This window comes from Allosphingosinicella deserti, assembly GCF_003012735.1.
GTDB lineage: Bacteria > Pseudomonadota > Alphaproteobacteria > Sphingomonadales > Sphingomonadaceae > Allosphingosinicella > Allosphingosinicella deserti.
The window spans coordinates 1-24243 of the sequence record NZ_PXYI01000009.1 but is presented as its reverse complement, the minus strand read 5'-3'; the positions used below and the strand labels follow the sequence as shown (position 1 = coordinate 24243).

Sequence of the window (24243 nt, the reverse complement as noted above, 5' to 3'; positions counted from 1 at the left end):
GTGGTCTTGTCCGCGCAACCAGAAAAGGGGAGGGGAGTGCCTTGAGCAATTGGAATGCGCGGAAGACGGTCCTCGCCGATCACGAGATGGCGCCGGAGCATCGCCTGAAGCGGAGCCTTGGGTGGCCACATCTGATCGCGCTGGGAGTCGGCGCCATCGTCGGAACCGGAATTCTGACCTTGATCGGCGTCGGTGCCGACAAGGCAGGCCCGTCGGTGATCCTGTCCTTTGCGATTGCCGGCCTGATCTGCGCTTGCGCTGCCCTTGCCTACGCCGAGATGGCGACGATGATCCCCGCCTCCGGTAGTGCCTACACCTACTCGTACGTGGTAATTGGCGAGCTCGTCGCCTGGATCGTGGGCTGGAGCCTGATCCTTGAATATTCGCTGGTCGTCAGCGCCGTTGCCGTCGGATGGTCAGGCTATGCTGCGGGCTTCCTGGCGGATACCTCCTGGGCTCTCCCGGCGCAACTCGCCAACGGTCCCGAGCTTGGCGGAGTGGTGAACCTCCCCGCGATCTTCATCATTGCGCTGGTCGCCGGCCTGCTCATCTACGGAACCCGCGAAAGCGCCACCCTTAATGCGATTCTGGTCGTCGTGAAGGTGATCGCGCTGATCGTCTTCGTTGCCGTGACGCTGCCCTACTTCGATGGCGCCAACTTCGAACCATTCATGCCGAACGGCTTCGGCAAGACGGTTGCGCCGGACGGCATCGAGCGCGGCGTGATGGCGGCAGCAGCAATCATCTTCTTCGCATTTTACGGCTTCGACGCGATCGCGACCGCGGCCGAGGAGGCCAAGAATCCGTCGCGCGATCTCGCCATCGGAATCGTTGGATCGATGGTCGCCTGCGTCCTCATCTACATGGCCGTTGCAGCAACCGCGATCGGAGCGCTCGCCTATACGCGCTTCGCCAACAGCCCGGAGCCGCTCGCCCTTATCCTGCGGGAGCTCGGCCAGAACGGCGCCGCCAAATACCTTGCGGCATCGGCGGTGATAGCGCTGCCGACGGTCATCCTGGCCTTCTTCTACGGTCAGAGCCGTATCTTCTTCGTGATGGCGCGCGATCGCCTGCTTCCGCCGGGGCTCGCCCGCGTCTCAAGCCGGGGAACCCCGGTCCGCATCACGATTTTCACCGCGATCATCGTCGGGGTGATTGCAGGGATCTTCCCACTCGACGAGATTGCCGCCCTCGCCAACGCCGGAACGCTCGCGGCCTTCGTCGCAGTCTCCGCCTGCATGCTGATCATGCGCCGCAGGGCGCCCGATGCGGAACGCAAGTTCCGAACGCCATTGCCGTGGGTTGTCGGAACGTTCGCGATCCTCGGCTGCCTGTATCTGTTCATCAGCCTGCCATCGAAGACGCAGCTCTATTTCCTGATCTGGAATGCCGGCGGCATCGTCCTCTATCTTCTGTACGGCGCGCGCAAGAGCCTCGCCGGAGCGAAGATCTAGGGAGTCTGAGCCGGCGCCGCGCCTGTCGACCCAGCGGTACGGAGTCCGCTCAGGCGGGGGAGAAGCGGCCGCTCGTCTCGTCAAGGAGGTGGAGGATGCCGTCGCTGATCGCGAAAAACGCGCCGCGCAGCCTCAGCCGTCCGTCCGCCTCTCTCTCGCGCACCCAGGAAAAGGTGCGCAAATTTTCAAGAGAGACCCTGACTGCCTCCTGCTCCATCGCCAGGAAGGCCGCGCGGTCGAGTTCCGGGTGGGCATCGCGCACCTTATCGCGAGCGTTGTGCAGCAGCTCGATCCAGTCAGCGATGAACCGCCCTTCGCCGGACGGCGCGTCGTCGAACTGCCCGGTCAGCGCCGCAGCGCAGCCGCCGCAGAAACCATGGCCGAGGACGATGACCTCCTCCACCTGAAGCTGCGTGACCGCGAACTCCAGCGCCGCCGAAACACCGTGATGTCCGCCGCCGGTCTCATACGGCGGGACCAGGTTGGCCACGTTGCGGACAGCGAAGATCTCGCCCGGCCGAACGTTGAAGATCTGCGCCGGGTCGACCCGGCTGTCGGAACAGGCGATCACCATCACCTTCGGGCTCTGGCCTTCGGCAAGCTCCGACCAGCGCGCGCGCTCCCGGCTCCAGCCGGTCTTCCGGAACTCCCGATAGCCTTCGATCAGCGCATTGAAGTCCGCCATTTGGATCCTCCTTTGGCCGGGCGGTTAGCCGCGAAGGGGAAGGGGTGGCAAGTCGGACCACGGATCGCTATCTGGCGGCCATGACCGACGCCGTTCTCCCCGCCTCCGCCCAGCCGACCGCTCCCAAGCTAGAAGGCAAGGTTCGCAAACCGGATTGGATCCGGGTCAAGGCGCCGACCAGCGTCGGATTTGCCGAGACTCGCAAGCTGATGCGCAGCCTCAATCTCGCGACGGTTTGCGAAGAGGCCGCTTGCCCGAACATCGGCGAGTGCTGGACCAAGAAGCACGCCACGGTGATGATCCTGGGCGACACCTGCACCCGCGCCTGCGCCTTCTGCAACGTCAAGACGGGCATGCCCCGTGCCGTCGATCCGCTCGAGCCCGAGCATGTCGCGACAGCGGCTGCCGAGCTCGGCCTCGAGCACATCGTCATCACCTCGGTCGATCGCGACGATCTGCCGGACGGCGGCGCCAGGCAGTTCGTCAAGGTGATCGAGGCGCTTCGCCGGAATACGCCGTCGACGACGATTGAGATTCTAACACCGGATTTCCGCAACAAGCCAGAAGCCGCGATCGAAGCGATCGTCGCGGCGCGTCCGGACGTTTACAATCACAATCTCGAAACGGTTCCGAGGCTCTATCCGACGATCCGCCCGGGGGCGCGATATTATGCCTCGCTGCGCCTGCTCGAGAGCGTCAAGCGACTGGACCCTACCATCTTCACGAAATCAGGCCTGATGACCGGGCTCGGCGAGGAGCGCCTGGAAGTGCACCAGGTTATGGACGACATGCGTTCAGCCGACGTCGATTTTCTGACCATGGGTCAGTATCTCCAGCCCACGCCGCGCCACGCCAAGGTCGTCGAGTTCGTCACGCCCCAGACCTTCTCTGCTTATGCGGCGATCGCACGGGCCAAGGGTTTCCTGCTCGTTGCCGCATCGCCGCTGACGCGGTCGAGCTATCATGCGGGAGACGATTTCGCGAAGATGAAGGCGGCGCGCGAAGCGAAGCTCGCCGGGAAACGTTGAGCGAGACGGGCGTTAGATCACCCCATGCCACGTCATTCCGAAACCCGCCATCTGCCCTATCGGCCCGAACAGATGTTCGATCTGGTCGCTGACGTGAAGCGCTACCATGAATTCCTTCCTTGGGTCGCGGCCACCCGTATCCGCTCGGACAACGAGACGGTGATGATTGCCGACCTCGTCGTCGGGTTCAAGGCGATCAAGGAAAGCTTTACGTCGCGCGTCAACAAGCAGCGGCCGCATGACATCAAGATCGACTATGTCGAGGGACCGCTTAAATATCTCCGCAACGACTGGCATTTCGAGCCGGACGGGCATGGGGGCACGAAGATCGACTTCTGCGTCGATTTCGCCTTCCGCTCCCGCATCTTCGAAAGTCTGGCCGGGCAGATGTTCGATCGCGCGCTCCGACGGATGATCGGCGCGTTCGAGGAACGTGCGCATCAGCTCTACGGGCCGGGCGGCGAGGAGCACAGCGCCGCTCAGGCCGACGGCGCCACCGGCATCAGCAGTTCGAGCGCGCAGAGCGCCGCCTGAAGGCGAATCCCGCCGCGGCCGAGATCTCCGAAATTCTTCGTGTCGGCGACGATTTCCTTCGGATCGGCGCCGCGCCGGGCGCGCGCGAAGACGACCGTGCCGACCGGCTTGCGCTCGCTGCCGCCGCCCGGCCCAGCGATACCGGTGATCGCCACGGCGGTGTCCGCCCGTGTCTTGCCCAGCGCGCCCTGGGCCATCGCCCAGGCGGTTGCGATGGACACGGCGCCGAACGTGTCGAGCACGTCCTCGGACACCCGCAGCAGGTCCATCTTCGCCTCGTTCGAATAAGTGACGATCCCGCCCTCGAACACGTCGGATGAGCCTGCGATCTCGGTCAGTGCTGCGGAGACGAGCCCGCCCGTGCAGCTCTCCGCCACGACAATCCGCTTTCCGCGGGCGCGATTGGCTTCGATCACCTTCCGCGCTGCGTCGATCAACTCGGATGGCAGCATGTAATCGCGGTCGCTCACATCGCCTCCGTCGGGCAGAAACGAAAGGGCGGGTTCTTGTCCTTCTTGGTCGACTGCGTGATCAGCAACCGCACGAGATTTGCGAGATTTTCAGGCGGCAAGGGCGCCAGCAACTCGGATGCCTCGTCAATGGTGGCACACTCGCCGGCGCCGATCTTCTTGAACGGTTCGGAACGCGCCATGTCGCGGATGAAGCTGCCGAGCGTCGCGCCGCTGACACCCTCGGGAAGCTTGCTGCCTCCTATTTTCACAAAGCCGGCAATTGCCTCTTCGGCGCGCGCATCGCTCTGCACCTTGAGTCGGGATGCAAAGGTGCGGCCGCCGGTCAGCAGATAGGCGTTCGCGGGCAAGTAGGCCTGGCACTTGGCCGCAGCACCATCGAGCAGGGCCGGCAGAACGAACAGGCTCATGTCGTTGAATTCGGTGCGGGTCATGCAGGGCGACTCGGCCGCTGCTGCGGTCTGCGATCCGGCGAACAGGAATGCGGCGATGATGGTCTTCATGATTTTTCCTCCGGGAGTCGGACGGTCGCGATCGCCTGCGCCGCTATGCCTTCGCCGCGACCGGTGAAGCCGAGCCGCTCCGTGGTCGTGGCTTTGATGCTAACCCCCGCCGGAGGCAGCCGCAACAAGGCGGCCACGGATCGGCGGATCGTCTCGCGGTGCGGGCCAACCTTGGGTGCCTCGCAAATGATCGTCGCGTCGACATGATCGATCCGGCCGCCGCGGGCCGCGATGAGGCCGCGGGCATGCTCGATGAACCGCGACGACGCGGCGCCACGCCACTGGGGATCGGACGGCGGGAAATGCTGGCCGATGTCCCCCTCCCCAATGGCTCCGAGCAGCGCATCGGTGATCGCGTGGAGAACAACATCGGCGTCGCTGTGTCCTTTAAGCTTCCGGCCGTGCGGAATGAGGACGCCGCCCATCCACACGCCGGAGCCGGCCTCGAAACTGTGAACGTCGAAGCCCATCCCTGTTCGGCTTATCAGAGAGGCGGCTAGGCGCTCTTCGGCACGGACGAAATCGGCCTCGTAGGTAAGCTTCTCCAGCATCGTATCTCCCTCGACGACTGCCACTTCGATCCCTGCGGCACGGGCAATCTGAGCATCGTCGGTGGCGATGCCATTCTTCCAGGCCCGGTGGGCTGCGAGGATGGCTGGAAACCGGAAAGCTTGCGGCGTCTGAACCCGAATCAGTCCGGCGCGGGGGACTACATCACCGAGCAAGTCGCCGGACCGGGCGAGGGTGTCGACCACTGGCAGCCCGGGAACGGCACCTCCCGCACCTCGGGCTCCATCGATGAGGGCATCGACGACGCGAGAGGGCAGGAACGGACGCGCGGCATCGTGGATCAGCACGATGTCGGCACCACCCTGCGCGGCGATCGCTTCCAGACCCCGACGCGCGGAATCGTGTCGCTCGGAACCGCCGAGGGTCGGCTCTGGCAGGGAGTAGGTGCGGGTGGCGTCGGCGAATTGGCGTTCCTGACCCTGGCCGATCACCACGTGCACCGCAGCAATGCGCGGATGCAAGAGCCCTTCAATCGCGTGCCCGATCATCGGCTTCCCGGCAATCGTACGATATTGCTTCGGCAGTCCGCCACCTGCGCGTGTCCCGCTGCCGGCCGCGACCAGCAATGCGACTATCTTGCCCCTCGTGTCCATCGGCGGCTGCCTAACGCAGCCTGATCTTGCCCGCTAGCGCCTTTGCCACTATCTGCCGGGCTCCCATGCCGAAGCTGTCGCCAATCTCGATCGGTCCCGTAAGGATCGCGACGCCCGTCATTTTGGCGCCCCTCACTGGCGTCACCGATCGGCCGTTCCGCAAGATGGTGAAGCGCTACGGTGCCGGTCTCACCGTGACCGAGATGATCGCCAGCCAGGCGATGATCCGCGAGACCCGTCAATCGCTGCAGAAGGCCGCCTGGGATCCGATCGAGGATCCGGTGTCTATGCAGCTTGCCGGCTGCGCGCCGGAGGAAATGGCGGAAGCGGCCAAGCTCAACGAGGATCGCGGGGCAGCGATCATCGACATAAACATGGGCTGCCCGGTCAAGAAAGTGGTCAACGGCGATGCCGGATCCGCGCTGATGCGTGATCTCAAGCTCGCCGCCTCGATCATCGATGCTACCGTCAAGGCCGTGGAAGTCCCGGTGACGCTCAAGATGCGGATGGGCTGGGATCATTCGAGCCTGAATGCGCCGGAACTCGCGCGCATTGCCGAGGATCTTGGCGTGAAGATGATCACGGTCCATGGGCGCACCCGCAACCAGCTCTACAAGGGCGAGGCGGACTGGGCCTTCGTCCGCAAGGTCAAGGACGCGGTGTCGCTCCCGGTGATCGTCAATGGCGACATCTGCAGCCTCGAGGATGTCGACACAGCCCTGTCGCTGTCCGGCGCCGACGGCGTGATGATCGGACGCGGTGCCTATGGCCGGCCGTGGCTTCTCGGGCAGGTGATGCACTGGCTCGACACCGGCGAGCACAGGCCAGACCCCTCGGTCGACGAGCAGTTCGACGTTATCTGCACGCAATATCGCGAGATGCTCGACCATTATGGCAGCGTCATCGGGGTCAATGTCGCACGCAAGCACATCGGCTGGTATACGCGCGGCTTCCATGGATCCGCGGAATTTCGCAATGCTTTCAACAAGGAGGCCGATCCCGATCGCGCCTTGACGATCCTGCGCGAATTCTATGCGCCGTGGTTGAGCAGGGCTGCGGCCTGATCCCTGACGTCGACCAAGCCCGCGCCCCGCGCGACGGAGCGTTAGGTTTCAACGCATATACTGTGTTCTTTTTGCCACAACGTTGTGGTAGCCCTGCAGGGTGAACGCTGAAGCGCAGATTCCCGCAGAGACAAGGCCACGCTGGCGGCGCCGGCTTCGAGTGACCTTGGGACGGCGTATCCTGCCGATCGTCGAGCTGCTCACCGTGGCGCTTCTCGTCGCGATCGTCGGCATCACCTACTTCATCGTCAGCACCCAGCAAGGCGAGGAGGGGCTGCTTACCCCTCCGGTTGTCGCGACGCTCCTGGTCGCGAATCTCGTTCCGGCGATGGCGCTGATGGTGCTCGTCGCCCGCCGCTTCGCGATGCGCCGCGCCGCGCGATCACCGATCGGGGGCAAGGGACGCCTGCATGTGCGCCTCGTCGCCATCTTCTCCCTGATCGCCGCGGTTCCGACCTTGATGGTGGTGGTCTTCGCATCCCTGATCTTCCAGGTGGGCAACGAATTCTGGTTCTCGCCGGGCGCACGGACCATGATCGAGAATGCCAATACGCTGGGACGACAAGCCTACACGCAGGAGAGGGACCGAGTCGTCAAGGAAACCGTGACGATGAGCGCCGATCTCTCCGACTATTTCCTCCCTAATTATCCGATCGACAGCCTCGAGTTCATGGAAGGCTTCGGCCGCCAGACCCTGTATCGGAACCTCTCCGAAGCGCTGATCGTCCAGGTGACGCCGGATCGCGGCGTGCAGACGCTTGCCCTGGTCAATCCTTACGACCGGCAGCTGGAGAAGGTGGTCACGCAGGAACGGATCGCGCCCTTGCGCAAGGGGCAGGCCAGCGTGGTGGTCCGCGAAGCAGACCGGATGGGCGTAATCACCCCAATAAAGTTCGGCGAAAACACCTACCTCTACGCGGCGCGTGTCCACGATAACTCGATGGTCGAGCAGCTCCAGCGAGCCGAGGAAGTTCTCAAATCCTATAACAGCCTGGTCAAGCGCGCGCGCGTGCTGCAGCTGCGTTTCAATGCGGCGTTGATTCTCGTATCCTTGCTGATCACCGGGGCCGCGGTGTGGATCGCGCTCAAGGTCGCCGACAAGCTGGTACGGCCCGTGTCCGAACTGGTAGATGCCGCAAAGAAGGTCACTGCGGGCGATCTTTCCGCCCGCGTCCCCCCGTCGACGGTCCGCGACGAGGTCGGTACGCTCGGCAACGCGTTCAATCGCATGACCCGGCGGCTTGAAGAGCAGACCGGTGCGCTGGTGTCGGCCAACGGGCAACTCGACAGCCGGCGAATGTTCATGGAGGCGGTGCTCTCGGGCGTCAGCGCGGGCGTGATCTCGGTTGACGAAGACCGCGAGGTCCGTCTGACCAACAGTTCGGCGGAGGCATTGCTCAAGACCGACAAGGAAGCCGCCGCCGGGCGCAAGCTTGCCGATCTCGCGCCTGAGCTGAACAAGTTCCTCGACGGCCGCGAACGCGAGGACATCATACAGGTTGCGAGCGCGGGCGAGCCACGGACGCTTGCGGTGAAGCGCGTGCGCGTCGAGAGCGGATACGTACTGACATTCGACGACATCACAGAGCAGTTGCTCGACCAACGCCGAGCCGCCTGGTCCGATGTCGCTCGGCGGATCGCACACGAAATCAAGAACCCGCTGACTCCGATCCAGCTTGCGGCGGAGCGCCTGCAGCGGCGATACGGCAAGGAGATCAGCTCGGACCCCGGGACGTTCGAGCAGCTGACCGGCACGATCGTGCGTCAAGTCGGCGATCTCCGGCGGATGGTGGACGAATTCTCGTCTTTCGCACGGATGCCGAAACCAATCTTTCGCCAAGAATCGGTGGCCGAGGTCGCCCGCCACGCGCTATTCCTGCACGAGGTCGCGCACCCGGATATTGCATTCAGCCTCGACGCGCCCGAACCGTCACCGCTTCTCGTCTGCGACAGGCGCCAGCTCGGCCAGGCGTTGACCAACGTCGTCAAGAATGCGGTTGAAGCCATCCAGCAGAAGCGCGACGACGGGCGCGCGGGCAGCGCCGAAACCATTGCAATGATTGTTCGCGAAGGGGCAGGGCGGGTGTGCATCGATGTCCAGGATACGGGCATCGGCCTGCCGCCGGATCGGGGACGCCTAACCGAACCCTATATGACGACGCGGGTGAAGGGCACGGGCCTCGGCCTGGCGATCGTCAAGAAGATCGTCGAAGAACATTTCGGGAGCATTTCCTTCGAGGATGCTCCGGGCGGCGGCACGATCGTGCGGCTTGCCTTCGATGCGGAGACCCTCGCGCGCCTGGACGGGGCGGGCGAGAATCAGGACCTTAGAGACATGGCGGCAAACGGTTAGATATGGCCCTCGACATACTCATAGTCGACGACGAACAGGATATCAGAGACCTCGTTTCGGGGGTTCTCGAGGATGAGGGCTACGCCGCGCGCACGGCTGCCAACAGCAACGAGGTGTTTGCGGCCCTCGCGGAACGGCGCCCGTCGCTGGTGCTGCTCGACGTGTGGCTGCAGGGATCGAAGCTCGACGGCCTGCAATTGCTCGAGGAAATCAAGCGGCGGGATCCGACCCTGCCGGTGCTGATGATTTCCGGGCACGGCAATCTCGACACGGCGGTGGCAGCGATCCGGCAGGGCGCAGTCGATTTCATCGAGAAGCCATTCGAGGCAGGCCACCTCCTTCACCTTGTCGCGCGTGCGACCGAGACCGATCGCCTCCGTCGCGAGAATGCCACATTGCGCGCCCAGATCGGGCAGGAGACCGAGCTCACCGGCTCGAGCATCGCGATCAACGCCGTTCGTGCAACGTTGAAGCGGGTCGCGGGCACCGGCAGCCGTGTGCTGATCACCGGTCCAGCCGGAGTCGGCAAGGAGGTCGCCGCACGTCTGCTCCATGCGTGGAGCAATCGCACGCAGGGACCGTTCATCGTCGTCAGCGCTGCGCGGATGACCCCGGAGCGGGTCGAGGAGGAATTGTTCGGCGTGGAGGAGGGGGGCGAGCTCGCCCGTCCGGGCCTGCTCGAGCAGGCGCATGGCGGCACGCTGTTCCTGGACGAGATCGCCGACATGCCGCTTCCCGCCCAGGCGAAGATCCTGCGCGTCCTCACCGACCAGAGCTTTACCCGGGTCGGCGGCCAGCGCGTGGTCAAGGTCGACATGCGGGTGGTTTCTTCGACCGCTCGAACGCTCTCCGAGGAGATTGCCGGAGGGCGTTTCCGTGAAGATCTATTCTACCGCCTGAACGTGGTGCCGGTCCATCTGCCAGCGCTTGCGGAGCGTCGTGAGGACATCCCCGAGCTCGTCTCGCATTTCGCGGCTCGTTATGCGGCCGAGCAGAGGCTGCAAACGCCGAATTTCTCCTCAGACGCGGTCGCCGCGCTTCAGGCCTATGATTGGCCGGGCAACGTCCGCCAGCTGCGCAACGTCATCGAGCGCACGATCATCCTGGCGCCCGGCGCACGCGTCGGATCAATCGAGATCGACATGCTGCCCCCGGAGCTGCTCAACGAGCAGGCGAGCCTCAGCCCCGGCGAGGCGGTCAAAGCGATCATGGGCACGCCGTTGCGGGAAGCACGCGAGACGTTCGAGCGCGAATATCTGAAGGTTCAGATCCGTCGATTCTCGGGCAACATCTCGCGGACCGCAACCTTCATCGGCATGGAGCGATCGGCCTTGCATCGCAAGCTCAAGGCGCTCGGCATCGCCGACACGCGGGGTGACGACAACGATTGACCGGTTCAAATCGGGACCGTGGTGCGCAATTCTGGCTCCGCATCGTGGCCCATGATATTGAAAGCGGGGCGTTCAGCCCCGATTATCTAAGCGCCGCCCTTGGGACGGCACCACGTGCGGGCTCGTCCCGCCAATAAGGAGAAAAGGGAATGGCCGACAAGGTCAATAACCTCCAGGACATGTTCCTAAACAGCCTGAGGCGCGCGAAGACCCCCGTCACCATGTTTCTGGTGAAGGGCGTCAAGCTCCAGGGCATCATCACCTGGTTCGACAATTTTTCGGTGCTTTTGCGCCGCGACGGTCAGGCGCAGCTTGTCTACAAGCATGCCATCTCAACGATCATGCCGGCACAGCCGCTCAATCTTGAAGAGATCGAGCGGGCGTTCGACGAGCAGATGGAGAAGCGCAAGCCGACCCTCCTCCAGGAAGTGTTCCTCGGCGCCGTCCGCCGCTCCGGCGAGCCGGTGACGATGTTCCTGGTGAATGGCGTGATGCTCCAGGGCGAGATCGTCGCCTTCGATCTGTTCTGCATGCTGCTCGAGCGCGATGGCCTCAGCCAGCTCGTCTACAAGCATGCCGTGTCCACCGTGCAGCCCGAGCGGCCGGTGAGCTTCATGGACCATGAAGACGAGGAGTCGGCAGCCTGAGCGTCTTCAATCGCGATGTCGACGCGGAATTCACCCGCGGCACCCGGGCCATTGTCGCCCTGCCGGACATGGGCGGGAACGACAATCCGCGCGACATCGAAGCGCGTCTCGACGAGGCCGCCGGCCTCGCCGAGGCGATCGGCATCGAGGTCATCGAGAAGCTTCACTTCAAGATCCGCGCCGCGCGCCCGGCAACCTTGTTCGGCAAGGGGCAAATGGAGCGGATCGCCGAAGCGCTCGAGGGCCATCAGGCCGAATTGCTGATCGTCGACTCGCCGATCACCCCCATTCAGCAGAAGAATCTCGAGACCGGCACCAAGGCCAAAGTGATCGACCGCACCGGCCTGATTCTGGAGATTTTCGGGGAGCGCGCAGCAACCGCGGAAGGGCGGCTGCAGGTCGAACTCGCCCATCTCGATTATCAGGCCGGGCGGCTGGTGCGCAGCTGGACTCACCTCGAACGCCAGAGGGGCGGCTTCGGCTTCCTCGGCGGTCCCGGTGAAACCCAGATCGAAGCCGATCGCCGCCTGATCCGTGATCGCATGGCCAAGCTTCGCAAGGAGCTCGAGCAGGTCACCCGGACCCGCAACCTTCATCGGGCGCGGCGGCAACGGGCGCCATGGCCGGTGATTGCGCTGGTCGGCTATACCAATGCCGGAAAGTCGACCCTGTTCAACCGCCTGACCAAGGCGGACGTCATGGCCGAAAACCTTCTGTTCGCGACCCTCGATCCGACAATGCGGGAGATCCCCCTGCCGGGCTTCGACAAGGCGATCCTCAGCGACACGGTCGGCTTTATCTCGGAACTCCCTACCCAGCTGGTCGCGGCGTTCCGCGCCACGCTCGAGGAAGTGATCTCGGCGGACCTCATCATCCATGTCCGTGACATCTCTCACCACGATAGCGACGCGCAGCGCGACGACGTAGAGCGGGTGCTGACCGAGATCGGGGCTCGTCGGGAGGAGGGGGGTGCGCCCCTGATCGAAGCCTGGAACAAGATCGACCTGTTGAGCGCAGAGGATGCGGAGGCCGTGCAGGCCGAGGCGGCGCGGCGTGAGGAGGTGGTCGTCCTCTCGGCGCTGAGTGGAGAAGGGGTCGACAGCTTGCTTGCCTGCGCAGGCAAGCTTCTCCGCAAGGGAGCGATCGTGCGCCGGATCACACTCGACGCCACCGACGGTGAGGCGATCGCCTGGCTTTATGCGAACGGCGAAGTCGTCGATCAGCGGAATGAGGGTCTGACTACCGATTATGACGTGCGCTTGTCGGACGCAGACTGGGCGCGCTTCCAGGCGCGCCAGGGGTAGAGCGCGTAGGAGTCCCGAACGAAGACCGGGCGGCGTCAGATGATGCGCTTCGCCTGTTGCCACAGCGCCTCGAGGTCTTCGATCTGTATCTCTTTCAGGGGTTTATCGGCAATCTCTTCGACCTTGCGAAAACGACGCTCGAAGCGCTCGACGGCGTTTCGAAGGGCGGCTTCCGGGTCGATGCCGAGGTGCCGGGCATAATTCACCACGGAAAAGAGCAGGTCGCCCACCTCGGACTCCCGTTCCTCATCGGTGACCGCGGCTTCGACCTCGGCGATTTCCTCGTCGATCTTCGCACGCGGGCCCGAAATGTCCGGCCAGTCGAAGCCGACGCGCGCGGCGCGTGCTTGGATCTTCTCCGCGCGCTTCAGCGCCGGCAGCGCGCGCGCGACACCGGCAAGCGCGCTGGCATCCTGCTTGGAGCCGCGCTCGGTGGCCTTGATCGCTTCCCAGCCGGGGCTTTCGGCGGCGCCGCCGAAGATGTGCGGATGCCGCCGGATCATCTTGGCGCTGACCGCGCGGATGACGTCGTCGAGCGCGAAGGCGCCGCGCTCCTCGGCGATCCTGCTGTGATAGACGACCTGAAGCTGCAGATCTCCCAGTTCGTCCTGGAGATCGGCCATGTCGCCACGTCCGATCGCGTCGGCGACCTCATAGGCTTCCTCGATCGTGTATGGGGCGATTGTTTCGAAGGTCTGCTCGCGGTCCCATGGACAGCCGCTCTCCGGATCCCGCAACCGCTCCATGATCGTGACGAGCTCGTGCAGCGGGGAAGCCTCACCGGAAGGGCCATTCATCAGCGCGCCTCGCAAAGTGTGATAATATACATTATGTAAAATCCTGGCCTTGACGGACAGTGGACGACGTGACCTATATCGCTCCTCTTCTCCGGTAAACCCGAGGATCAGACAACGAGCACGAGCTCAGCCATGTGCGTCGCTGGCATCGGGCGCGCCCGTCGTCCTGCTCCCCCCACAAGCAAATCTGCTCGTCGTTCGAATTCGCAATCTGATGTCCGATTGCGCTGATCACTGGCAGTTGATCGCACCTATCAGACGTCGCTTACAGCAGGACGCCCGATTGCTTTGATCAACCTGCGATGGCGACGCCGCCATCCCTGACCGGTTCGTCACCGCCTCGGAGATCAACGGGCTCGTGCTCTACCTGCGCGATTTCGTGTCGCTGATCGCCAGCCGGCAATGCGCTCGAGGCGTCGGGGTGCGTCGCGGCGCTGAACATCCAGGACGGAGACGTTCCCGACGAGCATGGGCTGAGCGTGAAGTATGCCGACATACAATTCACGAGGAGCGCGTTCGACAGTGTCCGGCGCGAAACGCTCGCGGCATCGATCACGGAAGCCGGTTTCAAGAGCGCGTTCCTGAACAATCTGGGTCCAACCATCCCACCGGATCTGTAGACGCTGCGTCGGCGAGAGGGGAATTACTGAGTTATGCATTCAGAGTCGCTTGTGGTCTGGAGGTTAATCGCTCGCGCGTCAGGATGCTTGCGGCATCGGCATAGTGAATGCGCGCTTGTGGCCGCGCGGCGTGGGGGATTCTTCATGATCGATCGGGGCTGGGCTCAGTTCATTGCCAAGCGTGGCGAGAGAGTATGGATCGTCGTCACCGGCGCCCTGCTGACGATCCTGTCGATCCGCTACGACGGCTTCGAGGCGCTCACCACCTTCAGCGCTGCGCACGAGCAATGGGAACTCGACGAATTGCTGGTCATCGTCTTCTTCGCGGGCCTTTGCGCAACGGCCTTGCTGGTGCTGCGGGCGCGGGACCTTCGACGCGAATCAGCCGCACGAACCGCGATCGAGACTGCGGAGCGCTTGCGCGTCGAGAACGACCGGGATCGCCTACACAATCTGTTCGAGCAAAGCCCGAGCTTCATGGCGATCTCGCGCGGACCAGAGCATCGGTTCGAGTTCGTGAACTCGGCCTATGAGGCGCTGGTGCAGCGAAGCCGCGATCGTCTGATCGGACGCGAGGTCGCCGAGCTTTTCCCGTCCGTGCTGCGGATCGGCATCATCCCGATCATGGACGAAGTGTACCGCACGGGCGTTCCGTATTCAGCGCGCCGGGTCCGCGTTAACCTCTCCGAACACTATGAGGATCCGCGGTTCGAACGCGTGGTCAACTGGGTTGCGCATCCGTATCGCGACGCCGAAGGGAGGATCATCGGCGTGTTCAGCGAGGGTACCGACATCACCGACCAGGTGGATGCCGAGGACAAGGTCCGTAGGCTCACCTCGGAGTTGATCCACGTTGCGCGGGTCAGCGCGATGGGAACGATGGCGTCGACCCTCGCCCACGAGCTTAACCAACCGCTCACCGCCATTTCCAATTATGCCGCGACGGCGGAGATCGTCTGCAAACAGCGCGAAGCCGCGCAAGACGATCCGATCGTCGGTGCGCTGACGGCGATCAAGGGCGCCAGCCTGCGTGCAGGCGACATCATCCGCCGGCTCCGCCGCATGTGCGCGCGCGAGACCGCACGCACGGAGGTGGTCCGCATCGTCGACCTGGTTGACGATGCGCTAAAGCTGGGCTTGATTGATTTCGCGGAACGGCAGCCGGAGGTGAAGGTCTCAGTTCCCCCGTCCCTCCTTGCCTTGGCCGATCCGATCCAGATCCAGCAGGTTCTCGTCAACCTCGTTCGCAACTCTGCGGAGGCAATGGCCGAGTCTCCAACCCGGATGCTGAGGATCGCCGCAACGCGCATCGGGAACATGGTCGACATCTCCGTCCAGGACAGCGGCCCCGGCCTCTCCGGCGACGCACTTGCGCGCTTGTTCGAGCCGTTCACGACAACGAAAGCCGGTGGCATGGGTGTGGGCCTGTCGATTTCCCGGACGATCATCGAGGCTCATGGCGGCCGAATCTCGGCGCACAACGAGCCGGAAGGCGGCTGTACCTTCCGTTTCAGCCTGCGCATGCCCGAAGCACCCGCGGTTTTGGAGACTTCCCGGCTCGGCTGAACGCGGGAGACAGCCTTCCGGCACGTGATCCCGTGCTCCGAATGGTGCCATCACCGGTCCTCTCGCGCATCAGCCGCGAAGCCGCTACTCGCCTTCGATCCTATAGTCGCCTGTCAGCGGCATCGCCCAGCGATGCGCGCATATTGAATCCAGACATTGCACAGTCCGCGGTAGCGGGAGGCCGCGGCGGCGCCGGCCCGATCCGAATGACCACTAACCTCGCGCAACCCGGCGCCAACGGAGGCTTGCCGCTCAGGGCCGGAGGATGAGCCACTGCCCCTCGACGCCCCAGCTGGAGAGGGACGACAGGAAGTTCATGCCGAGCACGTCGGTGTCGCCGAACGCCTCGGCAATATGCACCGGCAGATCGCGCCGGCGGATCGCGCCGATCTGAATCTCCTCGATACGGCCCCGCTGGGCCTGCACCATTCCGTTGGCGGTATCCACCAGCACGGGCATGCCCCCCGACCCGACGATCCCCGCACGTGCGGCCGTCTCGGCCGAGAGGCTCGTGACGGTTGCGCCGCTGTCGACGAGGAACCGCACGTTCTCATTGTTGACGCGGGCGGTGACCCAGAAGTGACCGTCGAGCGATTTACGGATGCGGAGCGCCTCGCCGGCAGCGACCTGCGCCTCGCCGCCGCCGTCATTCAGGATACGCTTGCCAAGCGCGACGAAATCGTCCTTGAGCGTGAAGCCGATGAACAAGACCAGGAAGATCGCCACCCAGGCCGCTGCCATCTTGAGCCCCAGGCCGATCGGCACACGACGCACCATGAATGCGCTCGCGACGAGAACGAGCAGCAACAGCAGGTAGACGAACGTCAGGGCGTCGTCGCCGTTCGAGCTCAAAGTGCGATTTCCTGCCCGTCATAGGCAGGCTCCACACCCTCGGGCAGCTCGGCGAGCAACGTGTCGTAATCCATGCTGTTGTCCAGATGGGTCAGCAAAGTTCGCTTGGGCTTAAGCTGCGCAACCCACGCGAGAACCTGGCTGAGATGGGGATGAGTCGGGTGCGGTCGACGCCGCAGCGCATCGACGATCCACAGATCGGCATCCTCAAGGCGATAGGCCATCTGGTCCGTCAGCTCGTTGAAATCGGTCGTATAGACAATCGTGCCGCCGCCCGCGTCGAAGCGCAGCCCCGCGCTGTGAATACTGCCGTGCGGCAGGTCCACGGTCTGGACCGAAATGCCGCTTACGTTCAGATGATCGGGCAGGACATTGGCTTCCACGACCGGGGGATAGCCCCCCTTCCCGTCGAATGCATAGGCAAAGCGATCCTGGATCACGTCCAGCGTGTCCTGGCGGGCATAGCCGATCACCGGCCGCCCACGCGCGTGATAGAGCTGCCGGAGATCGTCGATGCCGTGAACATGATCGGCATGGTCATGCGTCCAGATTACCGCATCAACACCCGAAACCTGCGCGTCGAGCAATTGCTCGCGCAGATCCGGGCCGGTGTCGACCAGGATCGACGCGCGTTCGTGCCGGACAAGGATCGAGACCCTGCGGCGACGATTGCGGATCTGCCGCGGATCACATTGACCCCAATCATTGCCGACGCGGGGAACGCCGGACGAAGTTCCGCAACCGAGGATGCGAACGTCCATCAGGCCGCCTTCGAGAAAAGCGTACGGAAATTGGCGCTGGTCTGTCCCGCGAGCGCTTCAAGCGGCTCGCCGCGCAGAGCGGCGAGGAAGCGCGCGGTATCGGCGACATAGGCCGGCTCGCACGGGCGTCCGCGATGCGGAACCGGGGCGAGAAACGGAGAATCGGTCTCGATCAGCAGTCGATCGCTCGGGATGTTCCTTGCCGTTTCCTGGAGATCCTTGGCATTCTTGAACGTCACGATGCCGGAAATCGAAATGTAGAGACCCAGCGCGAGCGCCTTCTCGGCGAAATCGGCACTTGCGGTGAAGCAGTGGATCACTCCGGTGAAGGCGCCCTTCCCCATCTCATCGGCAAGGATTTCGTGCGTGTCCGCCTCGGCTTCCCGGGTGTGGACGATGATCGGCAAACCGGTCTCGCGGGATGCGGCGACATGGGCACGGAAACTTGCCCGCTGCCGCTCCCGATCGGAGTGGTCGTAATAATAATCGAGACCACTCTCGCCGATGCCGACGACACGCGGATGGGCTGCGCGTGCGACCAGCAACGCCGTGTCGACGTCCACATGGGCGTCTGCTTCATGCGGGTGGATGCCGACCGATGCCCAGACGTCCGGCTCGCGTTCGGCGACGGCGATGACGTCATCCCATTCGGATCGCCGGGTGGAGATATTGAGCATCTGCTCGACTCCGGCACTGCGGGCGCGCTCCAGAACAGCGCCCTGCGTCTCGACCAGGCCTTTGTAGTTCAGGTGGCAATGGCTATCGATGAACATCTTACTCCGCCGGCGCTTCGAGCCTGGGAAAAAGCGGCGTGGGCGCCTGGAGCGTGAAGCCCGAGGCGGTGAGCCGGGAATAGCGGCCTGGATCGGCCAGTGCTGCGAGATCTCGCTCTCCGGGCGGGATGCCCATTTGATCAAGAAGCTTTGCGGCAGAGGACGGAATGATCGGCGTGATCGAAACCGCCAGATCAGCGATCGCCTGGTAAAGCGTTTCGAGTACCGCCAGCATCCGCTCCGGATCGGTCTTGCGCAACGCCCATGGTGCTTGTGCGTCAATATATTGATTGCACGCGAAGACCGCCCGTAGCCACGATTCGATTCCCTGCGCGAGTGCGAGATCGCGGAACAGGGCCGGCACTTCGTCGCGAACCGTGCCTCTCACAAAATCCAGCAACTCTTCGTCCGCAGCCTCGCCGCGTCCGCCGCTGGGCAGGACTCCGTCACAATTCTTGGCGATGAGCGACAAGGTGCGCTGCGCCAGGTTCCCGAAACTGTTCGACAGATCGGCGTTGACGCGGGTGACGATGGCCTGCGCGCTATAGCTTCCGTCCTGGCCGAAGGTGACGTCGCGGAGCAGGAAATAGCGAAGCGGATCGACGCCAAACGCATCGGCGAGCTCGAGCGGATCGACCACGTTGCCGACCGACTTCGACATCTTCTCGCCACGGTGGAGCAGGAAGCCGTGTCCGAACACCTGCTTCGGCAAGGGGAGCGCCGCTGACATCAGGAATGCTGGCCAGTAAACCGCGTGGAACCGCACGATGTCCTTGCCGATGATATGCAGATCGGCTGGCCAGAATTTCGTATAAGTATCTGTATTGTCGGGATAACCTATGCCGGTGAGATAGTTGGTGAGGGCATCGACCCAGACATACATTACGTGATTTTCGGAGCCCGGAACCTTGACCCCCCAGTCGAAGCTCGTGCGGGAAACCGAAAGATCCGAGAGGCCGCCTTCGACGAAGCGCATCACCTCGTTGCGGCGCGCCTCGGGGCGGATGAAATTGGGCTGCTCGCGATAGAGTTGCAGCAGCGGTTCCTGGTACGCAGACAGGCGAAAGAACCAGCTTTCCTCGACCGTCCACTCCACCGGCGTTCCCTGCGGCGACAAACGCTCGCCGCCTTCTCCGTCGACGAGCTCCTTCTCGTCGTAAAAGGCTTCGTCGCGGACCGAATACCAGCCTTCGTAACGACCCAAATAGATGTCGCCGCGGTCGACCATGGCCTGCCAGATGGCTTGGCTGGCGCGGTGATGGTCCGGTTCTGTGGTGCGGATGAAACGATCGAAGGAAACCTCAAGTCGCTCGTCCATCGCGCGGAAAAGAGACGACATTTCTGACGCAAGTTCGGCCGGCGTGATGCCTCGGTCGCGCGCGGTCTGCGCCATCTTCAATCCATGTTCGTCGGTGCCGGTCATGAAGAAGACGTCGCGCCCGGCGAGACGGTGGAAGCGGGCGATCGCATCGGCGGCAATCGCTTCATAACCGTGGCCGATATGGGGCCGGCCGTTGGGATAGCTGATTGCGGTGGTGATATAGAAAGGATCGGACATGAATCGGGGCTTTAGCGACTGACCGGCGGGTGCGGTAGAGCGAGTTGCGCGGTTATGCGCGCCCCGGCTCGGCGGCGAGCGTAGCGAGCATGCCCAAAAGCTCGAACACGACGCTTTCCGGTTCCAGCGAGAGACCGCGTGCGCTGGCCGCAAGCGATTGGGCGCGTTCCCACAGACGAATGGCTTCGGCCAGGGCCGCGCCGCGCCGCTCGCGCGCCAGCGCCGCAATCAACGACGGTGCGCGCGCCAGAAATGCCTCGTAGCGTGGCTGAGCGGATTTGAGAGCGAGGCTCTGGGCAAGCGCAACCCGGCGCGCGTTGGTCGGATCACCTTCGCGCGCAATCGTCTGCATGGCGCGATCGAGACCTGCTATGTCGAGCCCGCGAAAGGCGATCGCCCGTCCCGGAGAGCCGTGGCCGGCCACCTTGAGATCAGCGATCTCACTGTCGTCGGCATCAGGCAGTGCAGCACGCAGCGCCCCTTCCATCGCCACCTCGTCGAGCGGAGCAAGCCGCAGCAGGCGGCAGCGCGAGCGGATGGTCGGAAGCAGTCGCTCCGGGGCATGGCTGACCAGCAGGAACAGACTGTGCGCTGGCGGCTCCTCAAGACTCTTGAGCAAGGCGTTAGCGGCGTTGCGCTCGAGATCGTCGATCGAGTCGATGATGACCACCCGCCAGGGCGAGAGCGACGCCGTGGTCGAAAACAGCCGCTGGAGGCCGCGGACCTGGTCGACGCTGATCGAGCGGGCGAGCTCGCCGGTGGTGCTGTTCTCCTTGACCAGCCGCTCGAGGCTCATCAGGTCCGGGTGCGATCCGGCCGCGAACAGTTTCGCCGCGTTATGAGCATCGGGAACGTCGAGCCTGGGTGCATCGACCTCCCCCTGCCCCGCGGCAAGGACGCGAAGCGCGGCCTTGGCGGCGAAGGTCGCCTTCCCGATCCCTTCCGGTCCCGTGACCAGCCACGCATGATGCAGGCGCCCGCTGTCGAGACTGTCGCGAAAGAAAGCGACCGCCGTGTCATGACCGTAAAGCGGAGTCATCGCGTTCCGCTCCCGACAACCGCGCCGCTCACAGCAAATCCTCGATCGCCCGGATCAGGCGCTGCGTCACCTGCTCGGCACTGCCGCTCGCATCGATCCGGCGGAAGCGGTCGGGTTCGGCATCGGCAAGCGCCGCGAAGGCAGAGGCGACGCCGGCATGATAGGTCTCGCCGCGGCCACCGATCCGGTCGGATCCCTCTGCGTCACGTAGCGCAAGCCGCTCCGCTGCAGCCGCGGGCAGAAGCTCCATAAGCAAGGTGCGATCAGGCAGGAAGCCGCCACTTCCGACGGCGTGAAGTTTCCGGATCGCCTCCGCACCAAGACCGCCGGCACCGCCTTGATAGGCGAGCGAGCTGTCGAGAAAGCGGTCGCACAATACCCAGGCGCCACGCGCGAGCGCCGGCCTGATGGTGCGCGCGACATGGTCCGCGCGCGCCGCGGCGAACAGCAACGCCTCGCCCTCGGGGGTCCAGCGCTCGTCCGTGCCTTCCAGCAGAAGACGCCGGATCGCCTCGGCGCCTGGGCTCCCGCCGGGTTCCCGGGTCTCGACGACATCGAGGCCGCGGGACCGCAGGAACGCGGCAAGACGCTTCACCTGCGTGGATTTCCCGGCGCCCTCGCCACCTTCGAGGGAAATGAAGCGGCCGCGCACCTCGTTCAGGCGAACAGCGAGGCGAGCCCCGCCCAGATGCGTCCGAAGAAGCCCGCCTCGCCGACGTCTCGGTCGGCGACCAGCGGCATCACCTGCGGTGGCGTGTCGCCGCTCTGCACGATCAGCTGCGCAACGGCCTGTCCCTTCTTGAACGGCGCCTTGATCGGACCGTCATAAGCGACCTTGACCTTGATCTTGCCGCTGACGAGGCCTGCCGGAACAGTGACGGCGAGGTCGCGCGGCGCGACAAGTCCGACCGTGTCCTCACCGCCGAGCTGCACCTGGGCATCCGCCACCTTCTCGCCCGCCTTGAACAAAGGCTGTGCTTTCCAGGCGCGGAAGCCCCAGTCCATGAACTTGACCGATTCCTCGATCCGCTGGTTGAAGCTCGACAGCCCGGCGACGACCATGATGATGCGCCGGCCATTCTGCACCGCGGAGCCGGTAAAGCCATAGCCGGCCTCTTCGGTATGCCCCGTCTTGAGGCCATCGGCGCCCTGAATCCGCCCGAGGATCGGATTTCGGTTCGCCTGGGTAATGGCCTGCCCGGAGCCCAAGGTCTTGCCCCAGGTGAAATTCTGCAACTCGTAGTAGCGCTTGTAGAGATCGGGGGTGGATTCGATCGTCGCTTCGGCGAGCTTCGCAAGATCGCGCGCGCTCGTATAGGTCACCCCCTCGTCCGGCCAGCCGTTCGAATTGCCGAAATTCGAGTTGGTCATGCCGAGGCGTTTCGCCTCCTCGTTCATCAGGGCCGCGAAGGCTTCTTCGGTACCGGCGATGCACTCGGCGAGCACGACGCTGGCGTCGTTGCCCGACAGAGTCACGATTCCCTTCAGCAGATTGTCGACGCTGACCTGTTCTCCGGGTGAAAGGAACATGGTCGAGCCCGCGGCCGGGCCGTGCCATTTCTGCCAGGTCTCCGGCCGCACCGTGCACATCTGATTCTGCTTCAGATCGCCCTTCTCGAGCAGATTGAGCGCGATGTGGCTCGTCATCATCTTGGCCATCGAGGCCGGCGGCATCCGAACGTCCGCATTCTTTTGGTAAAGAACGGCGCCCGACGAGAGATCGATCATGAAGGCGACTTTGGCCGCCGTATCGAACGGCGGTGCCGCAGCACTCGCGGGAAGTGAGATGGCGGCCCCGAAAGCCAGGATGATGAGAGCGTTACGCTTCATGGCTTGAACAGAATCCTTGGTACGAATGGACGGCTTGGCACGCAATCGGCGCGATCTTAACCGCTTGGCCCGCGCTTCGCCAGCGTTCAGCGCGAGACCGCGTCGGCAAGCAGGCCGACCGACAAAGCATAGAAGTTCGAGCAATTGTAATCGAGGATCGTGCGGTAATTGGTGGTCAGCAGATAGGCGGTCTGGCCAGGACCGTCCGGCTCGAGCAAGGAGGCGAGTTCGGTGTCCCGCGGCCAGGCACTGCCTTCGAGGACGATGCCCATGCGGCGCCATTCGGCGACGGTTATCCAGCGTGTATGCCGCTCATGGACACGCTGGCATCGCGGCGAGGTAACGCGGGATCGGAGCGCCGACCGGTCGAAGCCCGCCGGAACACGCACTGCCACGCCCCAAGGCGTATTCGGCTTCCACCCGGCGTTGCTGAGATAATTGGCGATCGAAGCCAAGGCGTCGGCCTGGCTCTGCCAGATGTCGGCGTGACCATCGCCGTCGCCGTCGGCGGCGACCCGCAGGTAAACAGACGGCAGGAACTGAGGATAGCCGGTCGCGCCCGCCCAGCTGCCCTTGAGACGGCTGCGCGGGACGCCGCGATCGATCATCTTCAGGGCGGCGACGAACTCGCTGGAGAAAAGCGCCCGGCGACGGCCTTCGTAGGACAGGGTGGCGAGCGAATTGAGCAGGTCGAAGTCGCCGGTGACCGCGCCATAGCTGGTCTCATGGCCCCAGATGGCGACGAGCACCGACGGCGTGACGCCGTAGCGCCGGCCGATCTCCTGTAGGCGCGGCAGATTCTGCGCGTAGCGGCGGGCGCCACCGCTGATCAGGGCCGGGTTGACGTGCCGCTGCCGGTAAGGCGCGAACGGCGGCGTCGAGACCGAACCCGAGGTGCCGCCCGGCTGCGCCTGATCGAGTTCGATCGTTCGCGCGCTGAACACCAGCGTCGGGAAGACCTGGTCGACCGTGCGGCGGCTTACACCTTCGCGAAGCGCTTGTGCCCTCAGTTCCGGCAGATATGTCTGGAAACCGGCAGAGGTATAGCCTCCGGTCTGTGCAAATGCTGGCGTCACCGCACTTCCGCCGAGAGGCAGAGCGAATGCGAGCGCCGCCGCCGCCGATTTGATGAGAATACGCATGAACATGCCTCCGCCTGATCCCTCTGCCACAGCCGCCGAAGCTTCGATACTCCGCTTGCCGCGCCGCTTGCACGAGCGGCCTTAAGCAGCATAGAGGCAAATTCAACGGATGGGTGGCCGAGTGGTTTAAGGCAGCGGTCTTGAAAACCGCCGTAGGTGGAAGCCTACCGTGGGTTCGAATCCCACCCCATCCGCCAATTTCCTGATTCGGGTCCGGGCAATGAAGGCCAATAGTCTCGGCGGAAATCTCCTCTTCTCGGTGTCGCGCGATTCTCGCCCGAGATCGAAGCCATCGCCAGGAGGTCGACCCGGTGCCTCCGGACCTAGGGTCCAGTGACCACTCGGCCAGCGACGGCCTTGAACGACGGCCATTTGGACCGGCGCCGCGAGACGCAGGGGCCATCGATCCTGCGTCCATGAGTGCCGGGACCAAGAGACCGCCCACATGGGCGGAGTTCATCAGACGAATCACTGCGATCGGCTTCGCTGTCTTTGCCGCCTTCTGTCTTGGACGGCGGGGCGCCCGCGCCCCCGGTTTGTCCGGCTAAACGGCAGTTCCGGACGGGATCGGCAGCAATGGCGGCTAGAGCATGATCATTTTTCTGTGAATCTGGCAGGGGATTCCCAAAGGGCCTGGATCGTGATTCAAGGTGCTGGCTGGAAGGAGGCCAGCATGGATGACGCGGCCTTATTCAAATGATCTTCGCGA

The 24243-nt window shown here is 64.1% G+C and carries 22 protein-coding genes and 1 tRNA gene; 10 read left to right on the top strand and 13 right to left on the bottom strand.

Annotated features, from left to right (window positions below; all coding sequences use genetic code 11):
- Positions 1 to 86 precede the first annotated feature (86 nt).
- The gene (locus C7I55_RS22155) at positions 87 to 1454 is read left to right on the top strand and encodes an amino acid permease (protein ID WP_106515417.1); all 1368 of its coding nucleotides are present in this window, start codon (positions 87 to 89) and stop codon (positions 1452 to 1454) included.
- A 49-nt stretch (positions 1455 to 1503) separates the two neighbouring features.
- On the opposite strand, the gene C7I55_RS22150 is transcribed toward C7I55_RS22155, so the two are convergent.
- Positions 1504 to 2139, bottom strand: a complete 636-nt coding sequence (locus tag C7I55_RS22150) for a carbonic anhydrase (protein ID WP_106515225.1) — start codon at positions 2137 to 2139, stop codon at positions 1504 to 1506.
- Positions 2140 to 2219: 80 nt separating this feature from the next.
- Between C7I55_RS22150 and lipA the strand changes: the two genes are divergently transcribed.
- Together lipA and C7I55_RS22140 are read left to right on the top strand one after the other, a co-directional pair.
- Entirely contained in the window at positions 2220 to 3167 is a 948-nt protein-coding gene (gene lipA, locus C7I55_RS22145) for a lipoyl synthase (RefSeq protein ID WP_106515416.1), read from the top strand.
- A gap of 24 nt (positions 3168 to 3191) precedes the next feature.
- Positions 3192 to 3701 carry a type II toxin-antitoxin system RatA family toxin gene (locus C7I55_RS22140; RefSeq protein ID WP_106515224.1) on the top strand — a complete coding sequence of 170 codons (510 nt, stop codon included), beginning with the start codon at positions 3192 to 3194 and terminating at the stop codon, positions 3699 to 3701.
- On the opposite strand, the gene C7I55_RS22135 is transcribed toward C7I55_RS22140, so the two are convergent.
- The 3 genes from C7I55_RS22135 to C7I55_RS22125 are packed head-to-tail and all read right to left on the bottom strand — an operon-like array spanning position 3647 to position 5837.
- Positions 3647 to 4153: a CinA family protein gene (locus C7I55_RS22135; RefSeq protein ID WP_106515415.1), complete on the bottom strand. Its 507-nt coding sequence runs from the start codon at positions 4151 to 4153 to the stop codon at positions 3647 to 3649. The genes C7I55_RS22140 and C7I55_RS22135 overlap by 55 nt on opposite strands.
- A gap of 14 nt (positions 4154 to 4167) precedes the next feature.
- Positions 4168 to 4674 carry a hypothetical protein gene (locus tag C7I55_RS22130; RefSeq protein WP_106515223.1) on the bottom strand — a complete coding sequence of 169 codons (507 nt, stop codon included), beginning with the start codon at positions 4672 to 4674 and terminating at the stop codon, positions 4168 to 4170.
- On the bottom strand, positions 4671 to 5837 hold the full coding sequence (locus C7I55_RS22125) for a bifunctional 2-C-methyl-D-erythritol 4-phosphate cytidylyltransferase/2-C-methyl-D-erythritol 2,4-cyclodiphosphate synthase (RefSeq protein ID WP_106515222.1): 1167 nt from the start codon (positions 5835 to 5837) through the stop codon (positions 4671 to 4673). The genes C7I55_RS22130 and C7I55_RS22125 overlap by 4 nt, the downstream gene beginning before the upstream one ends.
- A gap of 65 nt (positions 5838 to 5902) precedes the next feature.
- On the opposite strand from C7I55_RS22125, the gene dusB reads away from it, so the two are divergent.
- From dusB to hflX, 5 genes are all read left to right on the top strand, one after another.
- Positions 5903 to 6901: a tRNA dihydrouridine synthase DusB gene (dusB, locus tag C7I55_RS22120; protein WP_106515221.1), complete on the top strand. Its 999-nt coding sequence runs from the start codon at positions 5903 to 5905 to the stop codon at positions 6899 to 6901.
- 160 nt (positions 6902 to 7061) lie between these two features.
- A complete protein-coding gene (locus C7I55_RS22115) occupies positions 7062 to 9254 on the top strand; it encodes a sensor histidine kinase (protein WP_233222355.1) in 2193 nt (730 codons plus the stop codon).
- Positions 9255 to 9256: 2 nt separating this feature from the next.
- The gene (gene ntrX / locus C7I55_RS22110; RefSeq protein ID WP_106515220.1) at positions 9257 to 10645 is read left to right on the top strand and encodes a nitrogen assimilation response regulator NtrX; all 1389 of its coding nucleotides are present in this window, start codon (positions 9257 to 9259) and stop codon (positions 10643 to 10645) included.
- Between the two features lie 149 nt (positions 10646 to 10794).
- The gene (gene hfq / locus C7I55_RS22105) at positions 10795 to 11292 is read left to right on the top strand and encodes an RNA chaperone Hfq (protein WP_106515219.1); all 498 of its coding nucleotides are present in this window, start codon (positions 10795 to 10797) and stop codon (positions 11290 to 11292) included.
- The gene (hflX, locus tag C7I55_RS22100; RefSeq protein ID WP_106515218.1) at positions 11289 to 12596 is read left to right on the top strand and encodes a GTPase HflX; all 1308 of its coding nucleotides are present in this window, start codon (positions 11289 to 11291) and stop codon (positions 12594 to 12596) included. The genes hfq and hflX overlap by 4 nt, the downstream gene beginning before the upstream one ends.
- A 35-nt stretch (positions 12597 to 12631) precedes the next feature.
- On the opposite strand, the gene mazG is transcribed toward hflX, so the two are convergent.
- Positions 12632 to 13393 (bottom strand): nucleoside triphosphate pyrophosphohydrolase, encoded by a 762-nt coding sequence (gene mazG / locus C7I55_RS22095; protein ID WP_106515217.1) that lies wholly within the window; start codon positions 13391 to 13393, stop codon positions 12632 to 12634.
- Between the two features lie 764 nt (positions 13394 to 14157).
- Between mazG and C7I55_RS22090 the strand changes: the two genes are divergently transcribed.
- A complete protein-coding gene (locus C7I55_RS22090) occupies positions 14158 to 15579 on the top strand; it encodes a PAS domain-containing sensor histidine kinase (RefSeq protein WP_158266539.1) in 1422 nt (473 codons plus the stop codon).
- 252 nt (positions 15580 to 15831) lie between these two features.
- Here the strand turns inward: C7I55_RS22090 and C7I55_RS22085 are convergent, their stop codons facing one another.
- The 8 genes from C7I55_RS22085 to C7I55_RS22050 all read right to left on the bottom strand — a co-directional run bounded on the left by C7I55_RS22085 (position 15832) and on the right by C7I55_RS22050 (position 23534).
- Positions 15832 to 16431 carry a retropepsin-like aspartic protease family protein gene (locus C7I55_RS22085; RefSeq protein ID WP_233222354.1) on the bottom strand — a complete coding sequence of 200 codons (600 nt, stop codon included), beginning with the start codon at positions 16429 to 16431 and terminating at the stop codon, positions 15832 to 15834.
- Complete coding sequence (locus C7I55_RS22080; RefSeq protein WP_106515215.1) at positions 16428 to 17192, bottom strand: MBL fold metallo-hydrolase; 765 nt, start codon at positions 17190 to 17192, stop codon at positions 16428 to 16430. The genes C7I55_RS22085 and C7I55_RS22080 overlap by 4 nt, the downstream gene beginning before the upstream one ends.
- Positions 17192 to 17965: a TatD family hydrolase gene (locus C7I55_RS22075; RefSeq protein WP_106515214.1), complete on the bottom strand. Its 774-nt coding sequence runs from the start codon at positions 17963 to 17965 to the stop codon at positions 17192 to 17194. The genes C7I55_RS22080 and C7I55_RS22075 overlap by 1 nt, the downstream gene beginning before the upstream one ends.
- A gap of 1 nt (position 17966) precedes the next feature.
- Positions 17967 to 19523, bottom strand: coding sequence for a methionine--tRNA ligase (metG, locus tag C7I55_RS22070; RefSeq protein WP_106515213.1), 1557 nt, complete (start codon positions 19521 to 19523; stop codon positions 17967 to 17969).
- Between the two features lie 52 nt (positions 19524 to 19575).
- Positions 19576 to 20562: a DNA polymerase III subunit delta' gene (locus C7I55_RS22065; protein WP_106515212.1), complete on the bottom strand. Its 987-nt coding sequence runs from the start codon at positions 20560 to 20562 to the stop codon at positions 19576 to 19578.
- Between the two features lie 28 nt (positions 20563 to 20590).
- Complete coding sequence (gene tmk, locus C7I55_RS22060) at positions 20591 to 21214, bottom strand: dTMP kinase (protein WP_106515211.1); 624 nt, start codon at positions 21212 to 21214, stop codon at positions 20591 to 20593.
- A gap of 5 nt (positions 21215 to 21219) precedes the next feature.
- Positions 21220 to 22392, bottom strand: coding sequence for a D-alanyl-D-alanine carboxypeptidase family protein (locus tag C7I55_RS22055; protein ID WP_106515210.1), 1173 nt, complete (start codon positions 22390 to 22392; stop codon positions 21220 to 21222).
- Between the two features lie 86 nt (positions 22393 to 22478).
- Complete coding sequence (locus tag C7I55_RS22050) at positions 22479 to 23534, bottom strand: lytic murein transglycosylase (RefSeq protein ID WP_106515412.1); 1056 nt, start codon at positions 23532 to 23534, stop codon at positions 22479 to 22481.
- A gap of 107 nt (positions 23535 to 23641) precedes the next feature.
- Between C7I55_RS22050 and C7I55_RS22045 the strand changes: the two genes are divergently transcribed.
- A tRNA-Ser gene (locus tag C7I55_RS22045) sits at positions 23642 to 23731 on the top strand.
- Positions 23732 to 24243: the final 512 nt, after the last annotated feature.

Bases quoted from the DNA above. Each gene is read 5' to 3' on its own strand.
- C7I55_RS22065 (WP_106515212.1), bottom strand. From the start codon at position 20,562: ATGACTCCGCTTTACGGTCATGACACGGCGGTCGCTTTCTTTCGCGAC.
- metG (WP_106515213.1), bottom strand. From the start codon at position 19,523: ATGTCCGATCCTTTCTATATCACCACCGCAATCAGCTATCCCAACGGC.
- C7I55_RS22130 (WP_106515223.1), bottom strand. From the start codon at position 4,674: ATGAAGACCATCATCGCCGCATTCCTGTTCGCCGGATCGCAGACCGCA.
- C7I55_RS22090 (WP_158266539.1), top strand. From the start codon at position 14,158: ATGATCGATCGGGGCTGGGCTCAGTTCATTGCCAAGCGTGGCGAGAGA.
- hfq (WP_106515219.1), top strand. From the start codon at position 10,795: ATGGCCGACAAGGTCAATAACCTCCAGGACATGTTCCTAAACAGCCTG.
- C7I55_RS22055 (WP_106515210.1), bottom strand. From the start codon at position 22,392: ATGAAGCGTAACGCTCTCATCATCCTGGCTTTCGGGGCCGCCATCTCA.
- mazG (WP_106515217.1), bottom strand. From the start codon at position 13,393: ATGAATGGCCCTTCCGGTGAGGCTTCCCCGCTGCACGAGCTCGTCACG.
- lipA (WP_106515416.1), top strand. From the start codon at position 2,220: ATGACCGACGCCGTTCTCCCCGCCTCCGCCCAGCCGACCGCTCCCAAG.
- C7I55_RS22140 (WP_106515224.1), top strand. From the start codon at position 3,192: ATGCCACGTCATTCCGAAACCCGCCATCTGCCCTATCGGCCCGAACAG.
- dusB (WP_106515221.1), top strand. From the start codon at position 5,903: ATGCCGAAGCTGTCGCCAATCTCGATCGGTCCCGTAAGGATCGCGACG.
- C7I55_RS22075 (WP_106515214.1), bottom strand. From the start codon at position 17,965: ATGTTCATCGATAGCCATTGCCACCTGAACTACAAAGGCCTGGTCGAG.
- C7I55_RS22155 (WP_106515417.1), top strand. From the start codon at position 87: ATGGCGCCGGAGCATCGCCTGAAGCGGAGCCTTGGGTGGCCACATCTG.
- C7I55_RS22150 (WP_106515225.1), bottom strand. From the start codon at position 2,139: ATGGCGGACTTCAATGCGCTGATCGAAGGCTATCGGGAGTTCCGGAAG.
- C7I55_RS22135 (WP_106515415.1), bottom strand. From the start codon at position 4,153: ATGCTGCCATCCGAGTTGATCGACGCAGCGCGGAAGGTGATCGAAGCC.
- C7I55_RS22125 (WP_106515222.1), bottom strand. From the start codon at position 5,837: ATGGACACGAGGGGCAAGATAGTCGCATTGCTGGTCGCGGCCGGCAGC.
- C7I55_RS22050 (WP_106515412.1), bottom strand. From the start codon at position 23,534: ATGCGTATTCTCATCAAATCGGCGGCGGCGGCGCTCGCATTCGCTCTG.
- C7I55_RS22080 (WP_106515215.1), bottom strand. From the start codon at position 17,192: ATGGACGTTCGCATCCTCGGTTGCGGAACTTCGTCCGGCGTTCCCCGC.
- ntrX (WP_106515220.1), top strand. From the start codon at position 9,257: ATGGCCCTCGACATACTCATAGTCGACGACGAACAGGATATCAGAGAC.